The organism is Paralimibaculum aggregatum (assembly GCF_030270585.1).
Taxonomy (GTDB): Bacteria; Pseudomonadota; Alphaproteobacteria; order Rhodobacterales; family Rhodobacteraceae; genus Thermohalobaculum; species Thermohalobaculum aggregatum.
This window is the reverse complement of sequence record NZ_BSYI01000046.1, coordinates 20639-43570: the sequence shown is the minus strand read 5'-3', so window position 1 is coordinate 43570 and position 22932 is coordinate 20639. Positions and strand designations below refer to the sequence as shown.

Below are 22932 nucleotides of genomic sequence, written 5' to 3'. Positions count from 1 at the left end.
CGTCGCCGCCCCCCGCCGCGCCCGCAGCCGGTTCAGTGGCCGGGGTTGCGCGCCGCGAAGGCTGCCTTCTGCTCGGCGCTCGCCTCGGTCTGGTGCTTCGCGCGCCAGTCCTCGTAGGGCTCGCCATAGACGATCTCGCGCGCCGCCGCCTTGTCGAGCGCGATGCCGCGCGCCTCCGCCTCCTCCTGATACCAGCGGCTCAGGCAGTTGCGGCAGAACCCGGCGAGGTTCATCATGTCGATGTTCTGCACCTCGGGACGCGCCCTCAGGTGATCCCGCAGCCGGCGAAAGGCCGCCGCCTCCAGTGCCTCGCGCTGCCGTTCAAGCTCGCTCTCGCTCATATCGTTCCTCCCGCGATCCGTTCGGGGCAGCGCCAGCTGCCCGCTCCTTCCCAGATGGTCACCCCCGCGGCGCGGGCAAGCCCCGGCGAAACGCCGCCAGCGCGTCGCGCAGCGCCGGCGCCAGCCGCTCGGCCCAGGCCGCCTCGGTCTCGGGCGTGGCGATCAGGTCGTTGCGGATCTCCACCAGAACATGCGCGATGCCGCGATTCGTGCCGTGCCGCCACATGCAGTCTCCGGCGAGCCGGCCGGTATAGGGCTCGTTCTCGCCGACCACGAGATCCGGCTCCGCCGCGAGGCGCCGCGCCAATGGCCGCAGCAGCCGGTCGTCGCGGTCCCAGAGCAGGCCGATATGCCAGGGCCGCCAGGGCCGGTTGCGCAGCTGCGGCGTGAAGGAATGGATCGAGACCAGCGCCGGCACGCCGCCGGCCGCCAGAACCCGGTCGAGCTCGGCATCGATCGCCGCGTGATAGGGCCGGTGATAGGCCGCGATGCGCCGCGCCACCTCCTCGGCCGTGACCCGCCGGTTGCCCGGGATCACCGAGCCGTCATAGAGCCGCATCACCAGCGTCGGGTCGTCCTCGCCCCGATTCGGGTCGATCACCAGCCGCGACACCGTGGAGAGCACCGCTGCCGCGCCGAGCCGCTCGGCGAGACCCAGCGTCACACCCCGCGCGCCGATGTCGTAGGCGATGTGCCGGCCCATGTCCTCGGCGCCGAGCCCGAGCCCGCCGATCTCCGCCGGCACCCGGTTGCGCGCATGATCGCAGACCAGCACCAGATCGGTGATCGCGCCCGCATCTGCCGACACCGGCACCCTTTCCACCGGGCCGATCGCCGCACCGGCCGCGCTGCCGGAGCCCGCTCCGGCGGCGGCTCCGGCCGCCCGTTCTCCTGCCCGTTCGACCATCCTCGCTCCCCCGTTCCTGCCGGCACCGTGAGGCCACATCCGCACCGGCCGCAGGAATTCCTTTCGCCAGTCTTCTTGAAACTGACGCATTCGCCGATGATAAGCCGGTTTGCAAGGTACAGGACAGGGAGAGGCCAGATGCAGCGCCGCCGGAGAAACGTGAAGATCGTCGCCACCGTGGGCCCGGCCAGCAGCGATCGCGAGACGCTGCGCAAGCTGTTCTCCGCCGGGGTCGACATGTTCCGGCTCAACATGAGCCATGGCAGCCACGAGGAGATCCGCGAGCGCCACCGGCTGATCCGCGAGATCGAGCACGAGATGCAGCGCCCGATCGGCATCCTCGGCGACCTGCAGGGGCCGAAGCTGCGCGTCGGCCGCTTTGCCGAGGGACCGTTGCAGCTCGCTACTGGCCAGCGCTTCCGCTTCGATCTCGACGAGGCGCCCGGCGATGCCACCCGCGTGCATCTCCCGCATCCGGAGATCTTCGCCGCGCTCGAGCCCGGCGCGCGGCTGCTGGTCAACGACGGCAAGATCTCGCTCAAGGTGCTCTCCTGCGATGCCGGCCATGCCGACTGCGAGGTGCTGAACGGCGGCGAGATCTCCAACAACAAGGGCGTCAACGTGCCCGACGTGGTGCTGCCGCTGGCGGCGCTCACCGAGAAGGACCACCGCGACCTCGCCTTCGTGCTCGAGCTCGGGGTCGACTGGGTCGCGCTCAGCTTCGTGCAGCGCCCGGAGGATGTGCACGAGGCGCGCGAGATCATCGGCGACAAGGCCGCGATCATGGTGAAGGTGGAGAAGCCCGCCGCGGTGAAGCGCTTTGCCGAGATCCTCGAGGCGGTCGACGGGGTGATGGTGGCGCGCGGCGATCTCGGCGTCGAGATGCCGATCTCCGAGCTGCCGCCGATCCAGAAGCGCCTGATCCGCGACAGCCGCCGCCAGGCCAAGCCGGTGATCGTCGCCACCCAGATGCTCGAGAGCATGATCTCCTCGCCGATGCCGACGCGCGCCGAGGTCTCCGACGTCGCCAACGCGATCTACGAGGGCGCCGATGCGGTGATGCTCTCGGCCGAGAGCGCCGCCGGGGACTATCCGGTGGAGGCGGTGGCGATGATGGACAGCATCGCCCGCAACGTCGAGAGCGAGGATTTCTTCCTGAAGGCGATGCAGCTCGACATCGGCATCGAGCGGCGCAGCGTGGCGGATGCGATCACCGCCGCCGCCCGCGAGGTCGCCGAGGCGACCGACGTGAAGGCGATCGCCTGCTTCACCCATTCCGGCACCACGGCGCTGCTGGCCTCGCGCGAGCGGCCCGGCGTGCCGATCCTGGCGCTGACCCCGGTCAAGGCGACGGCGCGGCAGCTCTCGATGGTCTGGGGCCTGCACTGCGTCATCACCGAGCCGGTGGACCGCTTCAAGCTCGCCGTGGTCAACGCGATCCGCGCCGCCAAGGCCGACGATTTCGTCGGCGAGGACGACCACATCATCGTCACCGCCGGGGTGCCCTTCAACACGCCGGGCACCACCAACATCCTGCGCGTCGCCCCGACCGACGAGCGCCAGATCTACGAGAGCGGCGTCGAGTGAGCCGGCGCTGGCGGCGGGCGCCCGGTTGCCGGCGGTGCCGGCAAGGCCGGCCGCCTGCCTTGCCGGAGCCGCACCGGAACCCTGCCGTCTCCATGTTGCGGTTCCGGGCCGGGCGCGGGCGGGCGGGCGCCCTCGCCGCGCCCCTGCACCCCCGCGGCGGGCCTTGCATCGCGCGCCGCCCTCGCGCAGTGATGTGACACCCAAGCCGAGATCAGAGGTCCATGCACCGTCTCTATCACCTGCCGCTCTCGCCCGCCTGCCGCAAGGTGCGCCTGGCGCTCGCCGAGAAGAAGATCGAGGTCGAGCTGATCGAGGAGCGCCCCTGGGAGCGCCGGCTCGACTTCCTGCGCCTCAACCCGGCCGGCCGGGTGCCCGTGCTGATCACCGACAAGGGCCAGACCCTGGCCGGCGCCAACGCCATCACGGAGTTCCTCGAGGAGACCGTGCCGGAGCCGCCGCTGCTGCCGAAGGACCCGTTCCAGCGCGCCGAGACGCGCCGGCTGGTCGACTGGTTCGACGACAAGTTCAATCGTGAGGTTACCGAGAACTTGCTCTACGAACGGGTCACGAAGCGCCTGGCGCGGCAGGGCTATCCCGACGGAGCCTGCCTCAAGGCCGGCAGCCAGAACATCCGCGTGCATCTCGACTATGTCACCTATCTGCTCGAGGGCCACAACTGGCTGGCCGGGCCGAAGATGACGCTGGCCGACATCGCCGCGGCGGCGCATCTCTCCTGCCTCGACTATCTCGGCGACGTGCCCTGGGAGGAATACCCGGCGGTGCGGGACTACTACGCGGTGATGAAGTCGCGCCCCTTCTTCCGCAGCCTGCTGGCCGACCACCTGCCCGGCTTCCCGCGCCCGCCCGCGCATTATGCCGACCTGGATTTCTGAGCGCCGCCCGACACCCCGCGAGGCCGGCCGCGCGGCCCATCACGGCGTGCTGAACCCGCGTGACTTGTCGGTTGCCTCCGCGCACCCCACCTCTCCGATGCCTCGTATTGGAGATATCCGCCATGCAATTGCCGACATCCGCCTCCCGCCCCGGTCTCGCTGCCGGGTTCGCCCTGCTGCTGGTCGCCCTGGTTGCCTGCGAGACCGCCCCGCCGGGGGAATTCGACCGCACGCCCGACATCGGCGCCGGACTGACCGCGGGCCGCACCGCCGGGCGCTGACCCCGCCATCCCGGTCCGCGGGATGAGCGCCGGGGGCAGCCAGGCGCTCATCGCCGCGCTCGTCGCGGAGGCCGGCTCCGCGGGTTTCGCCGATATCGGCATAGCGCGGCCCGATGCCATCGCCGCCGCGGGCCGGCGCCTGCGCGGCTGGGTCGGCGCCGGCCATCACGGCGAGATGACCTGGATGGCCGACCGGATCGACTGGCGCGCCGATCCCGCCGCGCTCTGGCCCGAGGCGCGCTCGGTGGTGATGCTCGCCCATCCCTATCCGCCGCAGGGCGACCCGCTGGCGGTGCTCTCCCGGCCCGATCGCGCCGGGATCAGCGTCTATGCCCAGGGCAAGGATTACCACGACATCGTCAAGAAGGCGCTGAAGCGTGTCGGCCGCTGGCTGATCGAGCGTGCCGCGCGCGAGGGGATGCCCTGCGAGATCAAGGTCTTCGTCGACACCGCGCCGGTGATGGAGAAGCCGCTCGCCGCCGCCGCCGGGCTCGGCTGGCAGGGCAAGCACAGCAACCTCGTCTCGCGCCGGCTCGGCTCCTGGTTCTTCCTCGGCGCGATCTTCACCACGCTGGAACTGACGCCGGACGCCCCCCACGCCGACCGCTGCGGCGGCTGCCGGCGCTGCCTCGACATCTGCCCGACCGCGGCCTTCCCCGCGCCCTACCGGCTCGATGCGCGGCGCTGCATCTCCTATCTCACCATCGAGCTCAAGGGCCCGATCCCGCGGAAGATGCGCCCGCTGATCGGCAACCGCATCTATGGCTGCGACGACTGTCTCGCGGTCTGCCCCTGGAACAAGTTCGCCGCCACCGCGCAAGCCCATGCCGCCTATGCCCCGCGCGAGGCCGAACCGCCGCTGCTGGCCGAGCTCGCCGGGCTCGACGATGCCGGTTTCCGCGCACGCTTCGCCGGCTCGCCGGTGAAGCGGATCGGCCGCGGGCGGTTTCTCAGGAACGTCGCCGTGGCGATCGGCAATTCCCGCCTGCCGGCGCTGGCCGAGCCCGCCGCGCGGCTCGCCGCCGATGCCGATCCGCTGGTCCGTGCCCACGGCGTCTGGGCTCTGTCGCGGCTGCTGCCGGCGCCGGATTTCGCCGCCGCCCGCCGCCCGGACCCCGACCCGATGGTGGCCGCGGAATGGGCGGCTCAACCCGGCTGAGCCCGCGCCGCGTGCCAGCGCGCCAGCGCCGCGGCCGGCCAGACCGCCTCCGGGTCGTAGTATTCCGGCACTGTCGGCACCCCCTCGGGCAACACCAGCCAGGGTTGCCGGCTGGCGGTGTAGATGTGAATGTCCGGCGGGCAGGCATCGGGCTCATCGAGCGTGCCGACCCGCAGGAAACGGATGCGCGGCCCGGCATCGGGATAGCTGCTCCAGAGCGCCACCCGGCAGGCCGGACAGCGGGCGATGCGCTGCCCGCGGCCGCTCGCGCTCGGGGTCAGGATCTCCTCCGGCACCCCGGACAGCAGCCGCACCGCCGCGGCCTCGATCACCGCGTTGAGCGCGAAGGCCGAGCCGGTCTCGCGCTGGCACCAGCGGCAGTGGCAGGCATGGACGATCAGCGGCGTCTCGGCGAGCGCGTAGCGGACCCCGCCGCAGGTGCACCGGCCTTGCATCGCGTTTCCCCTTCGTGCTGTGCTGCGCCCGAGCCTAGCACGGATCGGAGGCCGGCATGACCACCCGCACGCTGCTCTCCCTCGGCCATGGCTACAGCGCGCAGGCGCTCTCCCGCCGGCTGGCGCCGCAGGGCTGGCGCATCATCGGCACCACCCGCAGCGCGGCGAAGGCGGAGGCGATCCGCGCCAGCGGCGCCGAACCGCTGCTCTGGCCGGGCGCGCCGGTGGCAGAGGCGCTGGCCGCGGCCAGCCATCTGCTGGTCTCGGCCGCCCCGGGGCCGGAGGGCGACCCGGTGCTCGCGGCCCTCGGGCCGGAGATCGCCGCCGCCGCCCCGCGCCTCGCCTGGGCCGGCTATCTCTCGACCACCGGGGTCTATGGCGACCGCGCCGGCGGCTGGGTCGACGAGGGCTCCGACTGCCGCCCCGCCACCGCCCGCGGCCGCGCCCGCCTCGCCGCCGAACGGGCCTGGGGGCAGGTCCCGGGCCTGCCGCTGCACATCTTCCGGCTGGCCGGGATCTACGGGCCGGGGCGCGGGCCCTTCGCCAAGGTCCGCGCCGGCACCGCCCGCTGCATCGTCAAGCCGGGCCAGGTGTTCAGCCGGATCCACGTGGCAGACATCGCCAGCGCCCTCGCCGCCTCGATCGCCCGGCCGAATCCGGGGGCGGTCTACAACATCTGCGACGACGAGGCCGCCCCGCCGGAAGCGGTGATCGCCCATGCCGCCCGGCTGCTCGGCCTGCCGCCGCCGCCGGACGAGCCCTTCGAGAGCGCCGCGATGACCCCGATGGCCCGGAGCTTCTATGCCGAGAGCAAGCGCGTCTCGAATGCCCGGCTGCGCGAGGAGCTGGGCGTCGCGCTCGCCTACCCGAGCTATCGCGAGGGGCTGGCGGCGCTGCTCGCGGCGGAGAACGCGGAGAATGCTGAGGATGCGGAGGACCGGGACATCACCCCTCCCGCGTGACCCGCGCCTCCCCGGCGCGCAGCTCGCCGTCCGCCCGGTCGAAGCGCAGATGCGCAAGCCCCCGCCCGCCCGCCTGGGTAAACAGCGTCCCCGCCGGCTTGCCCTCGGCGGTCAGCAGCGGCGTGCCGGGCGGCGCCGCCCCCTCGACCCGCACCGGCACCAGCCCCTTGCGCAGCTCCGTCTTGTGCTTCATCCGCGCCGTGACCTCCTGCCCGACATAGCAGCCCTTGCGGAAATCGACCCCGCCGAGCCGATCCAGCCCGGCCTCGAGGATGAAGCTCTCCTCCGGCACCAGCTCGACCCCGCTCTCCGGCACCGCCAGCGCGACCCGGAGCGCATCATGGCCCGCCCGGTCCCCCGGCGCCGCCGCCAGCGCCGCCAGCGCCGCCGCGGCATCGCCCGAATGGACCCGCCAGCCGAGCCCCGGGTCGCGCGGGTCCGCCAGCACCTCGGCCCCCGGCGCCGCGGGGGCGGGCGCGCCCTCGGGGCGGGGGGCGGGGGTGGGCGGGCGGGCCGCCCCCTGCCGCGAGGGCGCGCCCGCCCCCGCATCCGGCCACAGCAGCGCCACCTGCAGCGCCGGCGCCGCCACCACCCGCGCATCGCGGCGCAGGCAATACATCGAGAGCCGCTTCGCCAGCGCCTCGACCCGGTCCGCCGCCGCCTCGATGCGCACCGCGCCGTCGCCGTGCAGCCCGAGGAAGAAATCGAAGAGATACTTGCCCTGCGGCGTCAGCAGCGCGGCATAGACAAGCCGCCCCGGCGCCAGCCGGCCGACATCGCTCGTCACCACCCCCTGCAGCACCGCCCGCGCATCCCGGCCCTCCATGACCAGGCAGGCCCGCCAGGGCGCCGCGCAGCCGATCAGGCCACCCGTCCCGTCCGGCAACTCCTGTGACATCCGCACCTCCCTGTCCGGCCGTGATCCATCCCGCCGGGATATAGGGATCGCATCCACCGCCGGCGAGCGCTATAGAGCCCCGGTCCAGGGAGCCTGTCCATGACCATGCCCACCACCGCGGATCGCGCCGAGGGCCGCGCGCCGATCGCCTTTCTCGGTTTTCTCGCGCTGATGACCTCGGTGGTCGCCATGACCATCGACGCGGTGCTGCCGGCGCTCGACGCGATCTCCGCCAGCCTCGGCTTCGCCTCCGCGAACGACCGCCAGCTCGTCGTCGTCGTGGTCTTCGCCGGCATGGGCCTGTCGCAGCCGGTCTTCGGCGCGCTGGCCGACGGGCTCGGCCGGCGCCGCGCCGCGCTGCTCGGCTGGGCGGTCTTCGTCGCCGGCACGCTGCTCGCGATGGCGGCAGGGAGCGCCGAGGCGCTGCTCGCCGGGCGCTTCCTGCAGGGGGTCGGCGCCGGCGGGCCGCGGATCATCGCCATCGCCATCGTGCGCGATCTCTACGAGGGCCGGCCGATGGCGCGCATCCTCTCCATCGTGATGACGATCTTCATGCTGGTGCCGATGTTCGCGCCGCTGATCGGCCAGGGCGTCGAGGCGCTCGGCGGCTGGCGCGCGATCTTCGGCCTCTATCTCGCCATGGCGCTGGTCTCGGCCGGCTGGTACGTCTTCGGCGTGCCCGAGACGCTGGCGCCTGAGAACCGCCGCCCGCTCAGCCTGCGCCCGGTGGCCGCCGCCTTCGCCGAGGTGCTGCGCAACCGGGTCGCGATGTGCTACACAGGCGCGGCAATCTGCGTGTTCGGTCCGTTCATGGTGTATCTCGCGACAGCCCAGCAGGTGCTCGAGGAGCTCTACGGCCTCGGCCCCCTCTTCCCGGTCGCCTTCGGCGCGCTGGCGCTGGCCTTCGCGCTGGCGAGCTTCCTCAATTCGCGGCTGGTGATGGCGCTCGGCATGCGCCGGCTCAGCCTGATCGCGATCACTGGCCTGATCGCCTGGGGCGCGGTCGGCAGCCTGGCCACCCGCGCCTTCGCCTTCGGCCCGGTGCCGCCGCTCTGGGTGTTCTTCGCGGTGATGACGCCCGTGTTCTTCTGCGTCGCGGTGCTCTTCGCCAATTTCAACGCGCTGGCGCTGCAGCCGCTCGGCCATATCGCGGGCACCGGCTCGGCGGTGGTGATGTCGCTCTCGGCGCTCGGGGCGGCGCCGATCGCGCTGGTCATCGCGCGGGATTTCGACGGCTCGCTCGGCCCGGTCTTCGTGGCGATCTTCCTGCTCGGTATCGGCGGGTTCCTCTGCATGCGGCTGGCCGAGGGGGGCCGGGAGACATGAGCGCACCGCTGACGGTCATCATTCCCACCATCGACGCGGCGGACCGGCTGAGCCCGACGCTGGCCGCGCTGACCGAGGGCGTGGTGGACGGGCTGGTCCGCGAGCTGGTGATCGCCGACGGCGGCTCCACCGACGGCATCGAGGCGCTGGCCGAGGGCGTCGGCGCGCGGCTGGTGCGCGCGCCCCGCGGGCGCGGCACGCAGCTGCACGCGGCGGCGCGCAGCACCGAGACGCCCTGGCTCCTGTTCCTCCATGCCGACACGGTGCCGGCGCCGGGCTGGAGCGCCGCGGTCGCCGCCCATATGGCGCTCGAGCCGGACAAGGCGGGCTGGTTCCGCCTCGCCTTCGACAGTTCGGCCACCATGGCCCGGGTGACCGCCGGCTGGGCCAATCTGCGCTCGCGCGTCTTCGGCCTGCCCTATGGCGACCAGGGGCTGCTGATCCCGCGCGCGCTCTACGACGAGACCGGCGGCTACCGCTCGATACCGCTGATGGAGGATGTCGCGCTGGCCCGCGCCATCGGCCGGCGCCGGATGGCCGCGATCGAGGCGGTCGCCACCACCTCCGCCGGGCGCTTCGTTGCCGAGGGCTGGTTCCGCCGCGGCTGGCGCAACCTGACCACGCTGGCGCTGTATTTCGCCGGGGTCTCGCCGGAGCGCCTCGCCCGCCGCTACGAGCGCCGCTGAGCGCCGCGGGCGCGCCCCGTTGCCGCGCCCCGATGCCGCGCCGGGCATTGCCCGCTTGCCCCGCCTGCGCGGCGGGCTAGGCTCCCGCGAAACGCCCCCTTCCCGGGGGCTCCACAGGGAGACCGACATGCGCCTCACCCTCTCCGCCGCCGCCGTCGCCGGCCTGATGGCCCTGGGCCCCGCCCTGCCCGCCGCCGCCCAGTCGGCCGCCGGCCAGTCTGCCGCCGAACAGTCCGCCGACGAGAGCACCGATGCGCCCGCGCCGCAGGCCGCGCCCGAGACCGGTGGCGCCGGCCAGCAGCATGGCCAGAAGCATGGCCAGCATCGGGGCCAGGGCCGCAAGGGGCACGGCATGGGCATGGGCCGCAAGGACGGCAAGCACGGCGGGCACCACCGCATGCATCACGGGGCCCAGCGCGGGCCGACGCTGGCGATTCGCACCGAGTTCGAGGATTTCGAGATCGATTTCGAGTGCAACGCGCCGATGCCGGCCTGTCTCGAGGCGATCGAGCGGGTCTATGCGATCTCCCGCCGCCATCACGGGGCCGAGTAACCGCCCGCCCGGCGCCGCATGACCCCGGATCGCGGCCCGCGACGCCGCCTCGTCGTGCTGGCCAAGGTGCCGCAGGCGGGCCGGGTGAAGACCCGCCTCGCCTGCGAGATCGGCCCGGTGGCCGCGAGCTGGTGGTATCGCCACCAGCTGCTGCGGCTGTTGCGCCGGCTGCGCGACCCGCGCTGGCAGCTCGTGCTCGCGGTGGCGCCGGACCGGGCGGTCGGCGACCCTGCCCTGCCCGCCGGCCTCCCCCGCATCCCCCAGGGTCAGGGCGATCTCGGCACCCGCATGGAGCGCGCGCTGGCCGCCCAGCCGCCGGGGCCGGCGCTGCTGGTGGGCGGCGACATCCCCGGCCTCGGCCCGGCGCATGTGGCGCGGGCCTTCGCGCTGCTCGGGCGGCACGAGGCGGTGCTGGGCCCGGCGGAGGATGGCGGCTTCTGGGGGATCGGGCTGCGCCGCGGCGCACAGGCCGCGCCGCGCCCGCTGTTCGCCGGGGTGCGCTGGTCGGTGCCGGACACCCTGGCCGAGACCCGCGCGGCGCTGGCACCCCTGAGCGTCGGGCTGGCGGACCGGCTCCCGGACGTGGACAGCCTCGCCGATCTCCGCCGGACGCACAGCGCCTGACAGGGCCTGCAATGGCCGCCGGGCGGGATGCGGCGGCCGCAGACACCTCCTCGGCCGCGGTCATGATCGCCTCGCACGCGCCAAGGCGAAAGCCTTCGGCAAGCGTGGCGGCGGCAGGGCTTGTATGCCGATGCCACGACAGGTCTGGAGGACCTCCGGTCGAAAGCCGCCTGCGCGGGCACCCCGGGGCCTGCGCGCTATCTCCCGGCGTTGCCCTGCATCGACATCGCCGCACCTGCCGCGGCCACGCCGTCGCCCGGAACGCGCTGCCTCCCGAAAAAGCCGAGCCGCAGCCGGCCGCACTGGGCGGTTGCAGAGCGCGATGGTGCCGCCGGACTGCTGTCCTACCAGCCTCCGCGAGCCATGCACCGCGTGCATCCCCGGCAGGCCGGACAGGATCGACGGCCGCGGCATCAGAAAGCCGTCCTCCTCGGCCATGCCGATGTCTTCAGGCGGCCGAGCCGATGCATGGAGAAACGGGCAGCGCGCACGCGGGCGCTGCAGCGCGAGAGCATGGCGACACGCTCGCGCATGGCGAGGTGCCGATGGCATGCCATCCGCAGAAAGGAGCTGGCGCAGCGGTTTTAGTTCGCCTGGGGCTCAGGCGGAGGGCACGGACGATGGAGCAGCGCGCTCGCTTCGGTGGACGCCTTGGCGGAAACGTCGGGCCATCCGTGCAGCGGAAACCTGCGGAGGATCGCATCGCCCGGAAGGATTGTCTCGAGGATCGCCCTGCGACCATCGGGCAGCAGATCCCGGCGAGCCGCTCGCGATGGCGCCGGATCTTTCGCCCGCCCGGCACCCAGCCGCGCAGACCGAGGCCCCGGAAGCGCATTAGCGACGGACTCGGAACTCGGTGCATTCGTCGGTAGGAGGGCGGAGAGCCTGAACGGCAGGCCGCCTGAACCTCGTCGCCGCACCCATCGGCTCGCACAAGCGCCGGAACGGACCCGGGCCGGAACCTTTTGAGGCCCGTCGACGCCAGCCGCTCATCGACAGCGCCCTATGCCCCTCGCCGAGATCGAGGCCCCGCTGGTCCGCCACCTGCCCGCCTGTGAAACGGCAAACTGCCGAAGGCGCAAGGTTTCTGGAGTTTTCGATGCATTTACTCACGCTAATACACGGAAGTAGATTCCCACGCTATTTGTAAATAAAATCACTCATAATACTTCGATATAGAAAACACATTTAACTCAAAAATGCTCTTATCTACAGATTCCGCATCAAAACGATCATGCTCAGATCTATAGACGGCGTGCATTGCGACGACCCACCGGGGCCGGGCAGCGGGCCGGTTGTGCCTGCCCCGTCCGTATCCGCCTTCCGACGGCAGCGGCTCGGTCAGGGCGGGTCTTCGGCGCCCGGCTGCGGTGGCGGCAGCGCGGCGACGACGCGGTCGGCGAGGGCGGCGCAGCGGCGGCCGGCGAAGGGGAAGATCGCGTCGAAGCCGCCCTGCAGGCGCCGTTCGATCGCGCGGCGCAGCCGCTGGCGGGCGCGGAACAGCCGCGTCTTCACCGTCACCGGGTTGAGCGCGAGGTCGCGGGCGACGGCGAGCGTGCTCATGCCCTCGGCCTCGCGGAGCAGGAACACGATGCGCAGCTCCGGCGGCAGCTCGGCGACCGCCTGCTCGAGCATCTCCCGCACCTGGCGCCGGCCGGCCTCGGCCTCCGGCTGCGCCGCGCCGCCGCCCGGAAACGGCAGCACGGTGTCCCGCGTCACGTCGCTCTCGGTCACCGTGTCATACCCCTCATGCGCCTCATGCGCCGGATCCGCCTGCGCCCGGCGGCGGCGCTGCAACGCCGCGTTCACGGCGATCCGGGTGATCCAGGTCGAGAACCGTGCCTCGCCGCGGAACGCCGCGAGGCCGCCGAAGGCCGCGAGATAGCTCTCCTGCACGATCTCCTCGGCCTCGGCATCGCTCCGGGCGATGCCGCGCGCCACCCGGAAGAGCCGCGGGTTGAGGCGCCGGATCAGCTCGCGGATCGCCGCCTCGTCGCCGGCCCGGGCGGCGGCCACCAGCGCCGCCTCCGTGGCCTCCGCGACGGAAACGGCCGGGTCTCGGTGAGGCGCCGGGCTGCTCACGCCATGTCCTCCCGATGCAGCCGGCCGGCGCGCAGGATCGCACCGACCGGCGGAAACGCCGCCAGCGCCTCGGGCGGGATGTCTCCCGGCTCCCGCGAGGCCGGCTGCCAGCCCGGGGTGCCGGGCGTGCCGACCACGATGCGCCCCACCATGCCGCCGAACTCGTGCGGCTGGCAGTGGTAATCATACACCCCCGGCACGGTCAGCGTCGCCTCGAAGCTCTCGCCGGGCAGGAGAAAGCCGCTGTCCCAGGGCTCGGCCCCGCGCGGGATGCGGCGCGGGCGGTCCAGGATGGCCGGGTGATAGGCGGTGGCGGTGTGGCTGTTGCCGGCATCGTCGTTGACGAAGCGCAGGGTCGTCCCGGGGGCGACGGCGAGGCCGACGGGGGCGAACCAGACATGCTCGCCCCGGGCCGTGCCGCGCATCCCGATCACTTCCGGGCCGTTGGCGAGCAGCAGGCGGGGCGCCGCGAGGGCGGCCAGCAGCCCCCCTCCGAGCGCCAGTGCCGAGCGCCGTGCCGGCCTCATTCGGCAAGCCGCGCCCGCGCGCCCTCGTCATGGAACAGCACGACATGGGCATGCGGCACGTCCACGCCGGGATGCCCGGCATTGTGGTAGACATCCACCGAGCTGACATTGTGCGCGCCGATGCCGAGCCCGTCATAGGCGGTGCCGTTCCGCAGCGCCTCGAGCGGGGTCATGTAGACCGTCGCCGAGAGCCTGCCGTCGCGGTCATAGGCGAGGAACGGGCCCGCCGGCAGCGTGGCGGGATCGACCCAGAGCGCGCCGAGGCCGGGGATGTAGTCCGGCAGCGGCACCAGCTCGCTCACCTGCTGGTAGGGCGCGCCGGGAGGCGCCTGCATCAGCGCCGGTTCGTCATGGGCGACGGCGGCACAGGCGCCGAGCATGGTGGCGGCTGAGACCAGGGCGATCTTGCGAAACATGGGCGTCATTCCTTTTCCTTGCCGGCCGCCGAACCGCTCGCGGCCTGTCCCGTTGGATGACACCCGGCGGAAAAGGTTCCCGCGGCGGCGGAACTTTCACGGAAACGGTCCGGCGGCCTGTTCACCGGGGCGATCGGCCGCCGGCCGCGATCCCCGGGCCGACGAGGATCGGGCCGGCGATCTCCGGCCCGATCCCGGCGCGGCCGGGCGGCCCCCGCACAGTTCATTCTCCGGCGAGCGGATCTCGCCCTCGACATCGCCCTTCGCCTCGAAGGCCGCATGGATCGCGCGGTCCGCCTCGGGGAGCTGGCGCAGGATCTCCGCCAGTTCGGCGTCGATCTCGGCCTCGATGAGCTGGGAGACGTCCTTCGGGCCCGCGGACTGCTCGAGGCGGGCGACGCGGCGGCGCAGGCTCTCAATGGCCATGCCTGCCTCCCTCCAGCGCGGCGACGCGGCGCTCGAGTTCCTCGGTCTCGGTCTCGACAATGCCGCGAACCGCCCTTGCCTCCTCCGGGGTGATCTCGCCCGTGCCCTGCAGCGGCCTGCAGGCGAAGCGCACCGGGCGGTCGCGGCGCGCCGGCAGGATGCGCTGGAGGCATAGCCGCAGCGCTTCGCTGTCGCCGCCGAGGGCCGCCTCCACGGCCTTGCGGGTCAACGCCTCGGCCTCGCCGTCGAGCAGTGCTGCAGCAGCCGTTGTGGCGTGATTGCGGGCGCCGCGCGGACGCCCGGAGGGGTTGCCGCTGATGCCCTTCTTCCAGCGCCCGGCACCATCGCGCACCTGCCTGGCGCTTGCAGTTCCAGGTCCATCGCTCATTCGATCTGATCCTCGGTTCTTCGGGAGCACTGCTTCTTTCGGCCTGGCGGGCCACGGTTTCCTGGTGACGCCCGCGTCCGTGACCAGCCATGCAGGCGGAGGGACGCGCCTTTCCGCCCCGCAATGGCAACGTTGCACCATGCCGTGCTGCGTTGTGCACCGCGCAGCGGCACCGGTTGCAAGGCGCTCGGGCCTGCTTCCGGGGGCTTTCCGGAGATCGCCTCCTGCGATGCACCATCGGCGGGTTCGCTGCTCGGGGCGGAGAGGATGTCGAACGCCTCGACGGGGCCGATCAGCGCCTCGATGGCCGCTCTCGGCTCGGCATGCTCCGGGGAAACCACCGCGGTGCTGCCGTGGCGCGAACGCTTGCGGCGGATGCCGACGACCCAGGAACCCTCCTTGAAGATCTCCATGGAGGGTTCCTGGGTCGTCGCCCGGAGGGCATGGGCCGCCGCCTGCTCGCTCCGCCAGAGCGCGGGACAGGCGCGGGCAGCGAGCGTCCCGCTCTCGAAAGCGACCCCGCCCCGCGCGATCATCCGCTCGAAGGGGGTCTCGTCCCGCCAGACCGCGCTGGCGGGCATGCGCCCGGCGGGCCGGAACAGACACACATCGGAGAGCACCGGCACCGGGGCGGCGGAGCCGGTGAAGCGGAGGATCGGGGGCGCCGCGGCCCGGTGGGTTCACGACGGAAGTCACCATACCGGCGCCGTTGCAGCCGGCGGGCTCGCCCGGCGGGTCTTTGCCTCTGGGGGTCGCGCCCCTGCGCGCTCATCTGCGGAAACGCGGCACCGGAAACCGAATGATCCCGGCCCGGCCCGAACCGTCAGGGGCCGGGACCGGTCACCTAGCCGCCATGGCCGATGCGCAGGCGCAGCGCGCCGCTCTGCGCCATCGCCCCCATCAGCCCGACCACCGCGGCCGAGGGCGCCGTGCCGAAATCGACCTCGAGCGCCCAGCCCGCCGGGGTCTCGCGCGGGCCGTCGAGCCGATGCAGCACGCCGCCGAAATCCGGGCCGACATCCGCCATCCGCGGCTGGAACCATTCGAGATACCAGCGCCGCAGCGCGCCCCAGTCGGGCCGCGGCTGGCGCGACTCGACGAGCATCGGCGCGCGCTCCCAGGCGAAGGGCGCGAGCACCGTGGTGAAGCCGCCATCGGCCACCAGCGTGATCGGCTCGAAGCTCTCCAGCCCGTCGCCCTCGATGCGGTGCACCAGCCGGCGCCCGTCGCGGGTGACGGCGATGTCGCCGCGCGCCGGCAGCTCGAGCGGCCCCTGCCGGCGGATCTGGCCGAAACCGTCGCGCACCAGCGGCTCGGCCTCGACCTCGCCGCCGCGGCCCAGCGCCTCGGCATAGGCCTGCAGGAGCGCGCCGACCCCGTGATCGCGGAGCGGTTCCAGAAAATCCCTCAGCCTGGTCTCGAGCTGCGCCATGCGCGGGGTCTGCCTCCCTTGGTTCGGCCGCGAACCGGCCCTGCGCCGGCCGCCCCCGCCGCCGGAGGGCGCTCGCCGCCGCCACGTGTCGCCGGGCCTGCGCCTCAGCGGGCGCGCAGCCCGAATTCCGCCAGCGCGCTCTGCAGCCCGGCGGGCAGATCGCCCTCCGCGGCCGCCGCGGCGCCGAGATCGGCAGGGGCATCCCCTGCGCCGAGATAGCGCCAGCCCTGGAAGGGCCGGCAGCCTCGCCCCTCGGTGCGGATCAGCTCCGGATCGAGGACGATGGCGCAGCGCCGGATGCCGTCGTCGCCGATAACCGCCTCGAGCGCGAGGATCCGCTGGCGCACCGCGATCACCCCGCGCACCACCCAGTAGAGCGAGCCGCCGGCCAGCAGCTCGGCCTCGCGCCGCGGCCACATCCGCGTCACATGCACCGGGCAGGCCCGGGCCCCCTGGCGCCTGCGCTCGGCGGCACGCTTGCGCTGCCAGTCGGCCAGATCCGCCACGCTGTCGGTGCCGACGCAGAGCTTGAGCAGATGCAGCCGCCCGCCGGATGCACCGCCGTCACCGCTGCCGCTCACCGTGCCGTCCGCCATGTCCGCCTCCCGATCCTATCACGTCCCGGCCAGCCGCGCATCGCCCGCGCGCGCCCCGGCCCGGACCGATCAGATCCGATCCGGTCAGCCGAGGCCGAGCACGTCGCGCATCGCGTAGAGGCCGGGCTTCTGCTCCTGACCCCAGAGCGCGGCCCTGACCGCCCCCCGTGCGAAGATCATGCGGTCTGTCGCGACGTGGCGCAAGATGATGCGTTCACCGGGACCCGCAAATACCACATCATGTTCCCCGACGACATCGCCGCCGCGCAGCGCCGCCATGCCGATGGCGCCCTTCGCGCGCGGTCCGGTCTGCCCGTCGCGGCCGCGGTCGGCGACCTGCCCGAGCTCGACGCCGCGGCCCGCCGCCGCCGCCTCGCCGAGCATCAGCGCGGTGCCCGAGGGCGCGTCGACCTTGTGCCGGTGGTGCATCTCGACCACCTCGATATCGTAGTCCGGCCCGAGCGCCGCCGCCACCTTCCGCGTGAGCTCGACCAGCAGGTTGACGCCCAGCGACATGTTGCCGGCGCGGACCACCACGGCATGGCGCGCCGCCGCATCGAGCCGCGCATCGTCGGCCGCCGCCATGCCGGTGGTGCCGACCACATGCACCAGCCGCGCCTGCGCCGCCAGCTCGGCATGGGCGACGGTCGCCACCGGGGCGGTGAAGTCGAGCACCGCGCGGGCGCGGGCGAACACCTCGAGCGGCTCGTCCTCGACCTTCACGCCGATCGGCGCGCCGCCCAGCGCCTCGCCGAGATCGCGCCCCACCCAGGGGTGCCCCGGCCGCTCGGTGACGCCGCAGAGCCGCGCCCCCTCGGCCTCGGCAACCGCGTCCACCAGCATCCGGCCCATCCGCCCGGCCACGCCCACGACGGCGATCGGCACCTCTTGGTTCATCTCGCGCCTCCCATTTGCCCCCTCGATAGCAATGCCGGGCCGCCCCGGCAATCTGGCGCCGGGGCGATTTGATGCCCGTCAATGCGCGCCGCCCGGCCCGGCGCCATACCGGCGCCACCGATCCAACCCATTGGAGAGCGTCATGATCGAGAAATCGCATGGGCCCGGCTGGTGGCCCGACGTGTTCGAACCCTTCCGCCAGGCGACGCAGCAGATCGCCGACTGGTTCTCGCCGCGATCCGACGCGGCCGCGCACGAGAATGCCTATCGCATCGGCCTCGAGCTGCCCGGCGTCAGGCAGGACGACATCGAGATCGAGCTGCATGACGGCGTGCTGACGGTGAAGGGGGAGAAGAGGTCCGAGCGCACCGAGAAGACGGAGGGCTACTTCTTCTCCGAGCGCCAGTTCGGCCGGTTCCAGCGCAGCTTCCGCCTGCCTGCCGATGCCGCGGCCGAGGGCATCTCGGCGGATTTCACCGATGGCGTGCTGACCGTCACCGTGCCGAAGGCCGCGCCCGACGCGCCGAAGCCGCAGAAGATCAGGATCGGCGGCTGAGCCCCGCAGCGAAACGGCCTGCGCCGGGAGGCTCCCTCCCGGCGCCGGCAGCGGCTGCGGAACCGGCCGGCCTCAGCCGGTCATCGAATCCCAGAAGCTCTTGACCTTGCTGAAGAAGTCCTTGCTCTCCGGGCTGTTGTTCGAGGCTTCCTTCTCGAACTCGCGGAGCAGCTCCTTCTGCCGGCTGGTCAGGTTCACCGGGGTCTCCACCGAGAGCTCGATGTAGAGATCGCCCACCTGGCCCGGGCGCTGCAGCGCCGGCATGCCCTTGCCGCGCAGGCGCAGGCGCTTGCCGTTCTGCACCCCGGCCGGGATCTTCACCCGGCTGCGGCCGCCATCCAGCGTCGGCGCCTCGATCTCGCCGCCCAGCGCCGCCGTGGTCATCGGCACCGGGATGCGGCAGTAGAGATCGAGCCGGTCGCGCTCGAACAGCGGATGCGCCTCGATGTCGACGAAGATGTAGAGATCGCCCGCCGGCCCGCCGCGCGGCCCGGCCTCGCCCTCGCCGGCCAGCCGGATCCGGGTGCCGGTATCGACGCCGGCCGGAATGTCGACATTCAGCGTGCGCTCGCGGCGCAGGTTGCCGGCCCCGGCGCACTTGGTGCAGGGGGTCTTCACGATCTTGCCGCGGCCGGCGCAGGTCGGGCAGGTCCGCTCGATGGTGAAGAAGCCCTGCTGCGCGCGCACCTTGCCATGGCCGCCGCAGGTCGGGCAGGAGGTCGGCTGCGCGCCGCCCTCCGAGCCGCTGCCGCGGCAGGCATCGCAGGGCACCGAGCCGGGCACGCGGATGGTCTGCTGCTTGCCGGTGAAGGCTTCCTCGAGGGTGATCTTCAGGTTGTAGCGCAGATCCGCGCCGCGCTGCGGCCCGCCGCCGCGGCGCCCGCCGCCGCCGCGGCCCATGAACTCGCCGAAGAGATCCTCGAAGACATCCGAGAAGGCCGAGGAGAAGTCCTGCTGCCCGGCGCCGCCGCCGCGCGGCGCGCCCGGGCCGCCGGCCTCGAAGGCGGCATGGCCGAACTGGTCGTAGGCCGCCTTCTTGTCGGCATCCTTCAGGATGTCGTAGGCCTCGTTGACCTCCTTGAACAGCGACTCCGCATCCGGGTTGTCGCGGTTCTGGTCCGGGTGCAGTTCGCGCACCTTGCGCTTGTAGGCCTTCTTGATCTCGTCGGCAGAGGCGCCCCGGTTGACACCTAGGGTCTCGTAGAAGTCACGCTTTGCCATCGGCCCCGTCCGTGTTTTCTTGCAGCTGCGTCGTCCCGGCCGGCGCGGCGCCCGTTTCCGCATGCGCCAGGCCCAGGATCGCGTTCATCTTGGTCCGCTCGACAATGACATAGCCGTGCGCGCGCATCAGCGCCAGTGCCGGCGTCTCGGCCCCGCGCCGCGCCTCGAGGATCGCCAGCCGCGGCCAGAGCGCCGCCGGCGCGCGGGCGAGGAAATCCGCCAGCACCGGCTCCTCGTGGCCCTCGATGTCGATCTTCAGCGCATCGACCCGGCCGAACCCCTGCGCCTCGAGCAGATCGAGCAGCGGCAGGGTCTCGACCTCGGTGCCGGCATCGCCCAGCGCCGCCTCGCCGAGATTGCTCCCGGCCGCGGCGATATGCGCGGTGCCGGCCCGGTCGGAGAGCGCCACCGGTGCCACCGTCACCTCCGCCGCGCCCGAGAGCGCGAGGTTGGTGCGCAGCCGCGACAGCGCCGCCGGCGCGGGCTCCACCGCGAGGATCCGCGCCGGCCCGAAGCTCCGCACCGCGAGGCTGTAGAGCCCGGCATTGGCGCCGGCATCGACGAAATGGAAGGGCGCATCGGTTGCCGCCATTGCCCGGGCCAGCGCCGCGCGCTCGGCCCAGTCCCAGAACTGAGGCGCGGCGAACACGCGCTTCTCCGAGAGGTTGTCGCTCGGATAGAGCCGCGCGCGCTGCCCCGCGAAGGGTTCGACATCGAACGGATCCGGCCGCCCCGCCTGGCAGAGCCGCCGGATCGCCGAGGTGGCCCGCCGCGCCGCCGCCCCGCGCCCGAGCCGGCCGCCGAAGCGGCGCAGGCGCTCGAGCCAGGGCGGCAGCGCATGGGTGCCGAATGGCGGATCGACCGTCATCCCGCCCATGCGGGCCCGCTCCCGGTCAGTTGCCGGAGGCCTTCTTGCCGTCGTCCTTCAGCTCCTCGAACTCGGCATCGACGACATCGTCCTCGCCGGACTTCGCCGCCGCCTCGGGCTCGGCCTCGCCGGCCTGGGCCTCGTCGCCCTCGCCGGCCTCGGACTGCGCCTTGTAGATCGCCTCGCCGAGCTTCATCGAGGCCTCGGCCAGCGCCTGGCTCTTGCCCTTGATCGCCTCGGCATCCTCGCCGTCGACGACCTCGCGCAGCTCGGTGATCGCGGTCGAGATCGCGGTGCGGGTGGCCTCGTCGACCTTGTCGCCGTGCTCCTTCACCGATTTCTCGGTGGCGTGGATCAGGCTCTCGGCCTGGTTGCGCGCCTCGACGAGCTCCTTGCGCTTCTTGTCGGCCTCGGCGTTCTCCTCGGCCTCCTTCACCATGCGCTCGATGTCGTCGTCCGAGAGGCCGCCGGAGGCCTGGATGGTGATCTTCTGCTCCTTGCCGGTGCCCTTGTCCTTGGCCGAGACGTTGACGATGCCGTTGGCGTCGATGTCGAAGGCGACCTCGATCTGCGGCATGCCGCGCGGCGCCGGCGGGATGTCCTCGAGATTGAACTGGCCGAGCATCTTGTTGTCGGCCGCCATCTCGCGCTCACCCTGGAAGACCCGGATGGTCACGGCGGACTGGTTGTCCTCGGCGGTGGAGAAGACCTGGGCCTTCTTGGTCGGGATCGTGGTGTTGCGGTCGATCAGCCGGGTGAACACGCCGCCCAGCGTCTCGATGCCGAGCGAGAGCGGGGTCACGTCGAGCAGCACCACGTCCTTGACGTCGCCCTGCAGCACGCCGGCCTGGATCGCCGCGCCCATCGCCACGACCTCGTCCGGGTTGACGCCCTTGTGCGGCTCCTTGCCGAAGAACTGCTTCACCGTCTCGATGACCTTCGGCATGCGGGTCATGCCGCCGACCAGGACCACCTCGTCGATATCCGCGGCGGAGAGGCCGGCATCCTTCAGCGCGTTGCGGCAGGGGCCGACGGTGCGCTGGATCAGGTCGTCCACCAGGCTCTCGAGCTTGGCGCGCGACAGCTTCATGGCGAGGTGCTTCGGCCCGGAGGCGTCGGCGGTGATGTAGGGCAGGTTGATCTCGGTCTGCTGGCTCGACGACAGCTCGATCTTCGCCTTCTCCGCGGCCTCCTTGAGGCGCTGCAGCGCGAGCTTGTCGTTCTTCAGGTCGATCCCCGACTCCTTCTTGAACTCGGTCGCGAGATACTCGACCAGCCGAAGGTCGAAATCCTCGCCGCCGAGGAAGGTGTCGCCATTGGTGGATTTCACCTCGAAGAGCCCGTCGTCGATCTCGAGGATCGAGATGTCGAAGGTGCCGCCGCCGAGGTCATAGACCGCGATGGTCTTGGCCTTGTCCTTCTCGAGCCCGTAGGCGAGGGCGGCCGCGGTCGGCTCGTTGATGATGCGCAGCACCTCGAGCCCGGCGATCTTGCCGGCATCCTTGGTGGCCTGGCGCTGGCTGTCGTTGAAATAGGCCGGGACGGTGATCACCGCCTTGTCCACGGTCTCGCCGAGATAGGACTCGGCGGTCTCCTTCATCTTCTGCAGCACATAGGCGGAGATCTGCGAGGGGCTGTACTTCTCGCCGCGGGCCTCGACCCAGGCATCGCCGTTCTTGCCCTCGACGATCCGGTAGGGGACCATCGACTTGTCCTTCTCGACGGTCGGGTCCTTGTAGCGGCGGCCGATCAGGCGCTTGACGGCGAACAGCGTGTTCTCGGGGTTGGTGACCGCCTGGCGCTTGGCGGGCTGGCCCACCAGCCGCTCTCCGTCCTCGGAGAAGGCGACCATGGAGGGGGTCGTCCGCGCGCCCTCGGCGTTCTCCACCACCTTGGCGGTGCTGCCGTCCATGATCGCGACGCAGCTGTTGGTGGTCCCGAGATCGATACCGATGACTTTCGACATATGTGAGGCTCCTCTTGGCGATTTATGCGTCCGGGTCCGGTCGCGGCCCCCGGACGGCAATCCCACGTCACATCCTGGAGGGGATATCCTGCGGGCATATAGGGAGAGGCGTCGCGTGCTGCAAGCGATTGCGCGGCCCGCGGCACAGTCGCGCAGGCGGCCTCCGGACCCGGCCGGAACCGCCCTGGCGGATGGCGCCCAACTGCCCGCTCAGCTCGCCAGCGCGGCGGCGATCGAGCGCCGCCCCAGCAGCGCGCCGAGCAGCGCCGAGAGATGGTCCGCCGCGATCCGGCCCTTCTGCTCGTCGAGGATCACGGTCTCCTCCCATTCGCGGCTACCGCGCTCGCGTTCCTCGGCCAGCACGGTGCCGTCGCGGTCATAGACCCGCGCCACCAGATCCCAGGTCGCCGAGACCGAGATCAGCGTGTCGGTCTGCCATTCCCGGATCTCGATCAGCAGCAGCCGGTCGGAGGGGCTGGCGAGGAACGCCCGGAAGGCGTCCGCGGCGGTGTCGCCGAAGCTGCTGCGCACCACCCAGGTCTCGGTCTGCTGCCGGTAGAACGCCGCCGCCAGCAGCTCGGCCATGTCGTCCGCGAGCGGCTGGCCCGAGGAGGTGGTGACATCCAGCGGCTCGCCCACCCCGAGCGACTGCAGCCCGACGAAGCTCGGCGGCTTGCGGCCCGCCAGCACGCTGTCGCGCCGCTCGATCACCGTGATCGCCACTGGCCCGCTGGTGCGCGGCACCGCGGTGTCGGCGGTGCCGAGATCGTACTGGTTGGCGCAGGCCGCCAGCCCCGCCAGGGCCGCGGCGGCGAAGAGACTGGACAAACCGAACCGCATGGACCGAACCTCCTGTTGGCGCACCGCACGCGCCTTACGCAACGT

Annotated in this window: 27 protein-coding genes; 10 read left to right on the top strand and 17 right to left on the bottom strand. The window is 72.4% G+C overall.

The window, feature by feature from the left end; all coding sequences use genetic code 11:
- Positions 1–32 precede the first annotated feature (32 nt).
- Together QSJ97_RS20650 and QSJ97_RS20645 are read right to left on the bottom strand one after the other, a co-directional pair.
- On the bottom strand, positions 33–341 hold the full coding sequence (locus tag QSJ97_RS20650) for a DUF1244 domain-containing protein (protein WP_285674113.1): 309 nt from the start codon (positions 339–341) through the stop codon (positions 33–35).
- A gap of 58 nt (positions 342–399) precedes the next feature.
- A complete protein-coding gene (locus QSJ97_RS20645) occupies positions 400–1149 on the bottom strand; it encodes an N-formylglutamate amidohydrolase (protein ID WP_285674112.1) in 750 nt (249 codons plus the stop codon).
- Between the two features lie 237 nt (positions 1150–1386).
- Here QSJ97_RS20645 and pyk point away from each other — a divergent pair, with 237 nt between their 5' ends.
- From pyk to queG, 4 genes are all read left to right on the top strand, one after another.
- A complete protein-coding gene (pyk, locus tag QSJ97_RS20640; protein WP_285674111.1) occupies positions 1387–2835 on the top strand; it encodes a pyruvate kinase in 1449 nt (482 codons plus the stop codon).
- Positions 2836–3056: 221 nt separating this feature from the next.
- Positions 3057–3728 (top strand): FtsZ-binding protein FzlA, encoded by a 672-nt coding sequence (fzlA, locus tag QSJ97_RS20635; RefSeq protein WP_285674110.1) that lies wholly within the window; start codon positions 3057–3059, stop codon positions 3726–3728.
- 122 nt (positions 3729–3850) lie between these two features.
- Positions 3851–4009 carry a hypothetical protein gene (locus QSJ97_RS20630; protein ID WP_285674108.1) on the top strand — a complete coding sequence of 53 codons (159 nt, stop codon included), beginning with the start codon at positions 3851–3853 and terminating at the stop codon, positions 4007–4009.
- Between the two features lie 22 nt (positions 4010–4031).
- Positions 4032–5168: a tRNA epoxyqueuosine(34) reductase QueG gene (gene queG, locus QSJ97_RS20625; protein WP_285674106.1), complete on the top strand. Its 1137-nt coding sequence runs from the start codon at positions 4032–4034 to the stop codon at positions 5166–5168.
- Here queG and QSJ97_RS20620 read toward each other — a convergent pair.
- Positions 5156–5623, bottom strand: a complete 468-nt coding sequence (locus tag QSJ97_RS20620) for a GFA family protein (RefSeq protein ID WP_285674105.1) — start codon at positions 5621–5623, stop codon at positions 5156–5158. The two genes, queG and QSJ97_RS20620, sit on opposite strands and share 13 nt — an antisense overlap.
- 56 nt (positions 5624–5679) lie before the next feature.
- Between QSJ97_RS20620 and QSJ97_RS20615 the strand changes: the two genes are divergently transcribed.
- Positions 5680–6585, top strand: a complete 906-nt coding sequence (locus tag QSJ97_RS20615; RefSeq protein WP_285674104.1) for an SDR family oxidoreductase — start codon at positions 5680–5682, stop codon at positions 6583–6585.
- Here the strand turns inward: QSJ97_RS20615 and ygfZ are convergent.
- Positions 6569–7483, bottom strand: a complete 915-nt coding sequence (gene ygfZ / locus QSJ97_RS20610; RefSeq protein WP_285674103.1) for a CAF17-like 4Fe-4S cluster assembly/insertion protein YgfZ — start codon at positions 7481–7483, stop codon at positions 6569–6571. The two genes, QSJ97_RS20615 and ygfZ, sit on opposite strands and share 17 nt — an antisense overlap.
- Positions 7484–7582: 99 nt before the next feature.
- On the opposite strand from ygfZ, the gene QSJ97_RS20605 reads away from it, so the two are divergent.
- The 4 genes from QSJ97_RS20605 (at position 7583) to QSJ97_RS20590 (ending at position 10672) form a co-directional block, all read left to right on the top strand.
- A complete protein-coding gene (locus QSJ97_RS20605; protein ID WP_285674102.1) occupies positions 7583–8809 on the top strand; it encodes a multidrug effflux MFS transporter in 1227 nt (408 codons plus the stop codon).
- Entirely contained in the window at positions 8806–9495 is a 690-nt protein-coding gene (locus tag QSJ97_RS20600) for a TIGR04283 family arsenosugar biosynthesis glycosyltransferase (protein WP_285674101.1), read from the top strand. The genes QSJ97_RS20605 and QSJ97_RS20600 overlap by 4 nt, the downstream gene beginning before the upstream one ends.
- Positions 9496–9622: 127 nt before the next feature.
- On the top strand, positions 9623–10048 hold the full coding sequence (locus QSJ97_RS20595) for a hypothetical protein (RefSeq protein ID WP_285674100.1): 426 nt from the start codon (positions 9623–9625) through the stop codon (positions 10046–10048).
- Positions 10049–10066: 18 nt separating this feature from the next.
- Positions 10067–10672 carry a TIGR04282 family arsenosugar biosynthesis glycosyltransferase gene (locus QSJ97_RS20590; protein ID WP_285674099.1) on the top strand — a complete coding sequence of 202 codons (606 nt, stop codon included), beginning with the start codon at positions 10067–10069 and terminating at the stop codon, positions 10670–10672.
- A 1341-nt stretch (positions 10673–12013) separates the two neighbouring features.
- On the opposite strand, the gene QSJ97_RS20585 is transcribed toward QSJ97_RS20590, so the two are convergent.
- The 9 genes from QSJ97_RS20585 to dapB all read right to left on the bottom strand — a co-directional run bounded on the left by QSJ97_RS20585 (position 12014) and on the right by dapB (position 17436).
- Positions 12014–12754: an RNA polymerase sigma factor gene (locus QSJ97_RS20585; RefSeq protein ID WP_285674097.1), complete on the bottom strand. Its 741-nt coding sequence runs from the start codon at positions 12752–12754 to the stop codon at positions 12014–12016.
- Positions 12751–13281 (bottom strand): cupredoxin domain-containing protein, encoded by a 531-nt coding sequence (locus QSJ97_RS20580; RefSeq protein ID WP_285674095.1) that lies wholly within the window; start codon positions 13279–13281, stop codon positions 12751–12753. Before QSJ97_RS20580 ends, QSJ97_RS20585 begins: the two co-directional genes overlap by 4 nt.
- Positions 13278–13706 carry a hypothetical protein gene (locus QSJ97_RS20575; RefSeq protein WP_285674094.1) on the bottom strand — a complete coding sequence of 143 codons (429 nt, stop codon included), beginning with the start codon at positions 13704–13706 and terminating at the stop codon, positions 13278–13280. The genes QSJ97_RS20580 and QSJ97_RS20575 overlap by 4 nt, the downstream gene beginning before the upstream one ends.
- A gap of 87 nt (positions 13707–13793) precedes the next feature.
- Positions 13794–14123, bottom strand: a complete 330-nt coding sequence (locus QSJ97_RS20570; protein WP_285674093.1) for a hypothetical protein — start codon at positions 14121–14123, stop codon at positions 13794–13796.
- Entirely contained in the window at positions 14113–14511 is a 399-nt protein-coding gene (locus QSJ97_RS20565; protein WP_285674092.1) for a DUF5681 domain-containing protein, read from the bottom strand. Before QSJ97_RS20565 ends, QSJ97_RS20570 begins: the two co-directional genes overlap by 11 nt.
- Positions 14508–14924 carry a hypothetical protein gene (locus QSJ97_RS20560; protein ID WP_285674091.1) on the bottom strand — a complete coding sequence of 139 codons (417 nt, stop codon included), beginning with the start codon at positions 14922–14924 and terminating at the stop codon, positions 14508–14510. Before QSJ97_RS20560 ends, QSJ97_RS20565 begins: the two co-directional genes overlap by 4 nt.
- Positions 14925–15355: 431 nt before the next feature.
- The gene (locus QSJ97_RS20555) at positions 15356–15943 is read right to left on the bottom strand and encodes a hypothetical protein (RefSeq protein WP_285674090.1); all 588 of its coding nucleotides are present in this window, start codon (positions 15941–15943) and stop codon (positions 15356–15358) included.
- Between the two features lie 104 nt (positions 15944–16047).
- Positions 16048–16539 (bottom strand): DUF1489 family protein, encoded by a 492-nt coding sequence (locus QSJ97_RS20550; RefSeq protein ID WP_285674089.1) that lies wholly within the window; start codon positions 16537–16539, stop codon positions 16048–16050.
- 84 nt (positions 16540–16623) lie between these two features.
- Positions 16624–17436, bottom strand: coding sequence for a 4-hydroxy-tetrahydrodipicolinate reductase (dapB, locus tag QSJ97_RS20545; protein WP_285674088.1), 813 nt, complete (start codon positions 17434–17436; stop codon positions 16624–16626).
- Between the two features lie 142 nt (positions 17437–17578).
- On the opposite strand from dapB, the gene QSJ97_RS20540 reads away from it, so the two are divergent.
- Entirely contained in the window at positions 17579–17992 is a 414-nt protein-coding gene (locus QSJ97_RS20540; protein ID WP_285674087.1) for an Hsp20/alpha crystallin family protein, read from the top strand.
- A 72-nt stretch (positions 17993–18064) separates the two neighbouring features.
- On the opposite strand, the gene dnaJ is transcribed toward QSJ97_RS20540, so the two are convergent.
- From dnaJ to QSJ97_RS20520, 4 genes are all read right to left on the bottom strand, one after another.
- Positions 18065–19213, bottom strand: a complete 1149-nt coding sequence (dnaJ, locus tag QSJ97_RS20535; RefSeq protein ID WP_285674086.1) for a molecular chaperone DnaJ — start codon at positions 19211–19213, stop codon at positions 18065–18067.
- Positions 19200–20090: an FkbM family methyltransferase gene (locus QSJ97_RS20530; protein WP_285674085.1), complete on the bottom strand. Its 891-nt coding sequence runs from the start codon at positions 20088–20090 to the stop codon at positions 19200–19202. Before QSJ97_RS20530 ends, dnaJ begins: the two co-directional genes overlap by 14 nt.
- A gap of 16 nt (positions 20091–20106) precedes the next feature.
- On the bottom strand, positions 20107–22047 hold the full coding sequence (gene dnaK, locus QSJ97_RS20525; protein ID WP_285674083.1) for a molecular chaperone DnaK: 1941 nt from the start codon (positions 22045–22047) through the stop codon (positions 20107–20109).
- A 210-nt stretch (positions 22048–22257) separates the two neighbouring features.
- Positions 22258–22887, bottom strand: a complete 630-nt coding sequence (locus QSJ97_RS20520; protein ID WP_285674082.1) for a hypothetical protein — start codon at positions 22885–22887, stop codon at positions 22258–22260.
- Positions 22888–22932 lie beyond the last annotated feature (45 nt).